This window comes from Sphaerochaeta sp. (assembly GCF_050178175.1).
Taxonomy (GTDB): Bacteria; Spirochaetota; Spirochaetia; order Sphaerochaetales; family Sphaerochaetaceae; genus Sphaerochaeta.
In genome coordinates, this window is sequence record NZ_JBFXGH010000189.1 from 1 (window position 1) to 2,808 (window position 2,808).

Below are 2,808 nucleotides of genomic sequence, written 5' to 3' on the forward strand. Positions count from 1 at the left end.
AGCGAAGCAGCGGGTTGCAATGGTTCGGAATCACCACAGCGCTGAGCGGTGCATTGTTCCTGATCATTAAATCGATGTATTCAAGCCTGGATAGGATCGGGAATCTTGCAGGTATTGATTTTGGATCCCTTCCAGTTCCAGTGGAAACCATTGAAAACATTGTGAAGTACACATTCTCCCAAATGAACACGACAGCCATTGTCCTGATCATTGTCGGGGTTGTCTTCTTCGCTGTGGGTCTTGTGATGCCGAAGAAACAGGAACAAGCGTAGGTTCAACTGATTTGAAACCAGGTTATTATGTATGCTACGGGTATGAGGGATCAATATCCGTAGCACATATTCTTTGCCCAGCATCAAGCATGAAAAGCATACATGGAGAGGATATCTGCATATTGGACTGTATAGTCTCTGGAATGTTTCTAGTTAACAGAATATATATTATTAACGAAAATATATGAATCCCGTTTTTGATTTCGCTCTTGCCTTTTTGTTATGGGTTATTTCGATTTAGAGTGTGATATATCCAAGATGTACCAGGTCAGTCCAGTAGATGTTGTTGAAACTTCCCTTGGAGACATTTACAGCACCATAGATGTGAAGAAACATGTCAGAGGATTGATCATCAATATGATAGTCTTCAAATGATTCATCCACCTCTTTAATATCTGTCTCGAATGCTTGTCCATTATACCGATAGAGTTTTGGTGAATCATGGATAGTATATGACCCAGTATCAAAAACCAGATCCATTGATATCGTAGACCCTGAACCATCTGTTTTCGTGAGTGTACACACAAAATCGGGAGATGTTGGAGAATTTGCAGTTGCTATATACGTAGGACTCTGAAATGTAGTTTGAAGAATATTTGAAAAGCGATAGAGTGTTATGTCATTGACAGTGAGTACTTCATCAGAAGTTATTTGCACACCATCATACCTTCTTTTATAAGACGTGCTGAAGGCTGTTCTGAAGTTTGGTGCGTCTGGCGAATCTGTGACAGTATAAAACAGCATAAGAGAAGGACCAGTTCCTGAGTCAATATCACTGAGGTTTCCCAGTGCATTATCAACGGTGAGAGTCAGTCCAACCTTATCTCCATTACTTTCTATATCATCAAATATGGTACCATTCCCGAACATGAAAATAGTAGCAATCCCACACGATACAAGCAGGATCAGGACAATAAAAAAGACAGACGCAGTAAAAAGAATGGGTATTCTTCTCTTCATGCATCTGCCTCCTTATGGTGTGGGTATCTCTAACCTACCCTAACCCGTTTGCTTACAGGAGTGCAAGTCTGTTGATTGCCAGCTTGGCATACTCGGAAGTTGGGAACTGATCAGCAAGCTGCTGGAACGTTGCCTTTGCAAGCTCGGTATTGCCAGCTTTCTCTTGCAGACGAGCCTGCCCGAAAAGAGCCTTCGGGGACTCAGCTGCGGTAAACCCGAACTCGTCAATAATCTTGGTGTAGTACTCGAGTGCCAGAGAATCGTTTCCGAGTTCTTCAGCTGCTGCTGCAGCATTTGCAAGTGCCAGAGAACCAAGATAGGTACCATTTGCTTCAGTGTAGACAGAAATGAAGCTGTCAACTGCCTTCTGGTACTCCTTATCCTGGAATGCCACCATGCCCAACAGATATTCAGCTTTCAGATTTGGGTATTTATTTCCCTTGCCTGCCAGCTCTGTCAGACCGGATACCAGTTCATCATAGGTCTCCTGGTATGCTTCGTCATCACTTCCCATTGCCTGGAGCTCAACATATGAAGCTTCCAGCAGGTCAATCTCGTTGAATTGAGTCTGCAGGTTCTTCTGACTCACTGAAAACACAATGCCCAGTATTGCCAGCCCGACAATCACAACTATTGCAACGATGATCAAAGCCTTCTTGTTCTTGCCAAGAAAGCGGTTCAAAGATCCTTCGATTCGTTCAGCCAAGGTCAACTCAGCTGCATCCTTAGAATTATTACTCATGGCTCATCTCCGTTATCAAGGGTATATGACACAGGCGGCAGGTATGCCGCCTGTGATTTGGAACACAACCTAGTTGTCTTCCTTCTCCTTGTCCTCATCCTTGTAACGCATCATTTCTGCCAGGGAGTAGGTATCGTTCGCATTATCCTCGTGGATATATTTTGCAATCTCCGACTGCTGGGAGCGTCTTACCATCTCCTTCACGGAGAGTGAGAGCTTCTGGGTCGAAGGATTGCACTCTACAACCATTGCAGTGATGGGATCTCCGATATGATACTTCTTCAGTACCTCGTCAGTGAACTCCTCATCCGGACCAACCAAGTTGTACTTGCTGATCAGTCCCTCGATATCTCCCATGACCTTCACGAATACGCCAAAGTCTGTGACATTGGTGATGACACCACTGATTGTGCTGAACTTGGGATAGTCGTGACGCAAGACCTGCCAGGGATTGCCCTCGAGCTGCTTGACACCAAGGCGGATACGGCGGTTGTCCGGTTCAACGCGAATGACCACAACGTCAATCACATCACCTTCACTGCAGAAGGATGCCATGTTTTTGACTTTCTTGGTCCAGGAAATGTCATCAATATGGAGGAATCCATCAATACCCTCTTCCAGGTTGACGAATGCACCACTGTTGGTGATCTTCACAACCGGCTTTGAAAGAGTCATACCGATCGGATAGCGTTCGGAAATGGTATCCCAGGGATTTTCCTCAAGCTGCTTGAGGCCGAGAGAAACACGCTTCTTGTCCAAGTCATACCCAAGGATCTTTGCTTCTACGACATCACCTACATCAAGGACTTCCTTGGGGTTGTTGATGCGCTTTGT

4 protein-coding genes are annotated in these 2,808 nt (G+C 44.9%); 1 reads left to right on the forward strand and 3 read right to left on the reverse strand.

The features are described 5' to 3' along the window. Positions 1-272: hypothetical protein (locus AB7S66_RS12345; RefSeq protein ID WP_428520438.1), on the forward strand; the 272-nt coding region annotated here is incomplete at its 5' end. 237 nt (positions 273-509) lie between these two features. Here AB7S66_RS12345 and AB7S66_RS12350 read toward each other — a convergent pair. The 3 genes from AB7S66_RS12350 to AB7S66_RS12360 all read right to left on the reverse strand — a co-directional run. Continuing rightward, on the reverse strand, positions 510-1,232 hold the full coding sequence (locus tag AB7S66_RS12350) for a hypothetical protein (protein WP_428520440.1): 723 nt from the start codon (positions 1,230-1,232) through the stop codon (positions 510-512). Between the two features lie 52 nt (positions 1,233-1,284). Beyond that, a complete protein-coding gene (locus AB7S66_RS12355; protein WP_428520442.1) occupies positions 1,285-1,974 on the reverse strand; it encodes a tetratricopeptide repeat protein in 690 nt (229 codons plus the stop codon). Positions 1,975-2,043: 69 nt separating this feature from the next. Further along, on the reverse strand, positions 2,044-2,808 hold a 765-nt coding region (locus AB7S66_RS12360; protein WP_428520444.1), incomplete at its 5' end, for a S1 RNA-binding domain-containing protein.